The sequence below is a fragment of the uncultured Enorma sp. genome (assembly GCA_905210055.1).
Taxonomy (GTDB): domain Bacteria; phylum Actinomycetota; class Coriobacteriia; order Coriobacteriales; family Coriobacteriaceae; genus Enorma.
Map to the genome: position 1 here is coordinate 1 of CAJLVH010000165.1, position 3,600 is coordinate 3,600.

General features: G+C 61.7%; 2 protein-coding genes. Both read right to left on the reverse strand.

The window, feature by feature from the left end:
• Window positions 1-230: 230 nt before the first annotated feature.
• Window positions 231-1,610 (reverse strand): ATP-binding protein, encoded by a 1,380-nt coding sequence (locus QZ079_RS08575; protein WP_297037448.1) that lies wholly within the window; start codon window positions 1,608-1,610, stop codon window positions 231-233.
• Window positions 1,607-3,490 carry a TerB N-terminal domain-containing protein gene (locus QZ079_RS08580; RefSeq protein WP_297037449.1) on the reverse strand — a complete coding sequence of 628 codons (1,884 nt, stop codon included), beginning with the start codon at window positions 3,488-3,490 and terminating at the stop codon, window positions 1,607-1,609. The genes QZ079_RS08575 and QZ079_RS08580 overlap by 4 nt, the downstream gene beginning before the upstream one ends.
• Between the last annotated feature and the right edge of the window lie 110 nt (window positions 3,491-3,600).

Consider the following 3,600-nt stretch of genomic DNA (forward strand, 5'->3'; position numbering starts at 1 on the left):
GCTCACCAGATGGAACACCACGATGAGCGTGATAATGACCAGGATGATGCCGATGGTAAAGGTCGAGTACCGGGGAATGGAGGTCAGTCCCATAGGTCCGCCGATGATCAGCTTGCCGCCCTCGGCCAGGTCGGTCTTGTCGCTGAGCAGGCTCATGTGCAGGCCGTTGCTGTCGATGCCGACATACAGGTTATTAAAGATGCCCTTGATGATCTCGCCAAAGGCGAGGGTTACGATGGCAAGGTAATCGCCGTGCTACCTACGCTGCCCAGCAGCCCTTCCACCGGCGCATTCGGATTCTGGTACGCGATATCCAACAGCTCGATAAAGTCGCGGATGACCTCGCGCGGTGTGAGATGTGTGTCCGCCCCCACGCGCCCGAACTCGATTTTGAGGAACTCCACCAGGTGCTCGGTGGAAAGCCGCGGCTCATAGCCGAAGTACCCGGCGTGGATCTGCTGCAGCTTCTCGATGAGCACCAAGAGCTCCTCGTAGGTGAGGGGATGCAGGTGGATGATGGGCGCGAGCATGTCGCGCATGCCCTCCGTGGCGAAGCGCCCCTGCGTGAGGCGGCTGCGGAGCGCCTCGTAGCTGAACACGCCGCGCCGCCGGTCTTCGATAGATTGCGGCGTGCCGCCCATGATGATCCCTAAGTGCCGTGCCTTGCCCTGCAGCGTGTCGTTGTACATGGTGAGAATCTTCTCGTAGTTGTACTGGCGCGTGATGGCGTTGGGAATCTTGAACAGGTTCACGAGCTCGTCGATGAGCACGAGCAGCCCCCTGTAGCCCGCGCCCGTGAGGAACGCCGCGAAGAGCTTCACGTAGTCGTACCAGTCGTCGTCGCCGATGATGGTCGAAGTGCCGAGCTCCGCTTTCGCTTCCGTCTTAGTGCGGTATTCGCCGCGGAACCACTTGAGCGCGCAGGATTTGCGCTCGTCGTCGCCCTCAATGCTGGCGTCGCGGTAGATGCGCAGCATGCGGGTGAAGTCGAATCCGTGCACCAGTTCCTCGAGGGGTGCGAGCTGGCTGCGGAGAACTTGCTCTGCGGACGAGCCGGCGGGATTCGAGCCGGTCGGTTTTGCGCTCGTCGCTTCAGCGGATGACTCATCGAAACCTGTCTCAAATGAGTCGCGCCAGCCAATAACCCCCGTCCCCATTGGTTGGTTCGTGCTGGCGACCCAGCGGTCGAGGATGAGGCCGAGCGCTCCGCCTTCTGGCCGCGTTTTGGTAGAAAGGTTGCGGATGAGCTCGCGGTACGTTGCGAGCCCCTGACCTTGCCCGCCCTGCAGGCGCCGTTCGGGGGAGAGGTCGGCATCGGCCACGACGAAGCCTTCGCCCATGGCGTGCGTGCGGATCGTTTGCAGCAGGAAGCTCTTGCCGCTGCCGTAGCGTCCCACCAGGAAACGGAAGCTTGCACCGCCGTCCGCGATGAGCGAGAGGTCCGTGAGAAGCGCGCGAATCTCGGTCTCGCGCCCCACGGTAATGTAGGGCAGGCCGATGCGCGGCACCACGCCGCCCTTGAGCGAGTTCAAGATTACGGCAGCCACGCGCTTGGGTACGCGTGGTGCGGTGCCAGCGCCCGCCGCCGCACTACCGGTACGTTCACTCATATTCCCAGCACCCCTCGAACCTCGTCCTCGTAATCCTCGATAACCTGCGCCCCGTCGGCGCCAAACTCAATGACCGTATCGCCCACCACGTCGAACAGCTTTTCGTTGATTCCGTCGACGAGCATATCCTCCGAGACCCCCGACGGCACCTCAGCATCTCCTGCAAGCAGCCCCAGCAGGTACTCCCGTTCACCCTCAGAGAGCAGTGACGACCCATCGACACCACCCGTATGAAGGGCATCCACGCCCGCTTGTACGTGACCGTCTCTCGACCCTCCCAGGTCGCAAGTGGCTTCAGCAGCGTCACCCTCCGGGACAACTATATCCTCCCGTGCGGACGGGCATGTGGAGGCGAGCAGAATATCGTTTTCCGGGGGTTCGGCACCATCGTCCCGGCGCAGTTCAGCAGGAAATTCGCCGAAGGCGAATTGACGAGGACTGTTTGAGCACGGGACGATGGTGCCGAACCCCTCGGCCGATTCTTCTCGGCTGCATTTGACCGGGGCACCTTCTCGCTCCTCGTCTGTCAGCAGCGCCTCCCGAATCTCCGCCGCCGTGCTCCGAATTCCCGCGAGCTGCGAGAGGTCGATATCGATGTGCCGAGGCGCGTGCTTCTCCTTCCATGCAAGCCACGTCGCGATTTCCTTGTCGATCATCGCATCCAGGTACTTCGGCAGCTTCTTCTCCTTGATGGGATGCGGGTAGGAGAGCGCGTCGCGCAGTTTGCGGTCGCAGGCGCGCAGCACGGAACCGAGCCGGGCGCTCTTCTCGCGTGCGCCGTAGGTGCGGATGCATTCCCATCGGCCGTTTCGACACCGATACCAGTGGATGGGGTCGAGCGCGTAGTCCGCGTCCTCATGCGGCACTGCTTCGAAAAACACGCCGTTCCCGAACATCGTATAGGGCATCCGCGCCTGCTCGCCGAACATGCTCTCGATGAGCCCCTCTACCCGGTGCTTTCGGTAATATCCCAAAAGTCGCACGTAGACCGCGCATACAACATGCCGGAGGTCGTCGGGGTAATCTTTGTACGATCTCGCGAGCCGCACGCGATAGGCGGAGAGCGCATCGATGGCTTCAAGCAGCTCCTGTTCGCGCGCTTCGTCGGGCGGCAGCGCGAGTGCGCCCTCGGGTTTCTGCTGCGAACCGGAGCTATCGGCATCTTCTTCCCGTGCAACGATGACATCGATGCTGTTTAAGACAGCGGGGTCGAACGGCGCGCTCGCCTGGACAAGCCGCAAGAGCGCACGATCGAAGACGACGGCAGGATCGTTATCCAGAAGCGCGGGATCAAGCCCATGGTAGACCACATAGTCGCGAAGCCAGGGAGCCATGAAGCGGTCGAGCTCCGGCGAGAACTCACGATACGCCTGCCAGACCTCTTTGAGCTGCGCGAATCCCTCGCGCGCGTTCGCGACGCCGATGCCGCAGATGAGCTCGTAGATGTACAGGTACACGAACGAAAGCGACGTCTTTTGGATATCGCCGTGCCTAACCTGCGTGCGCCAGGTGAAATACCCGCGCAGCTGGCGGTCGCTCAATGCGTTGTACGTGGGATAGTAACTCTTGAACTCACCGGTGTAGGGGCAATCGTCTTCGAAATCGGCCATGAACATACCCTGGCGGTAGAAGAGCTCCGCCTCGCTGAGCCAGCGGCCGTGTGGCTCGCCCTCTTCCCAGCGCGAGATTGCTCTCATTTCGCGGTACCGTTCGGGCAGGTAGCTCGCCATCTTGCGACCGGTGGTGAGGATGGGCTCGTCGCGATAGGCGGTACTCGAGAAATGGGAGCTCGTGCGCATGCGGTCGCTCGAGGTGATGGTGCTGATGAGCTCCTGGATGGCGCGAAGCTTCTCTTCCGTTGACCTTCCTGCGGGTTCCATGCGCACCTCCCTCCCATCGTCCTGCGAGCGTTCTTCAACTTCCCATTCTACTATAAAAGCAAACGTATGTTCGAGCAATTATTGCCACCAGCCATTGGGGACGGGGGGGG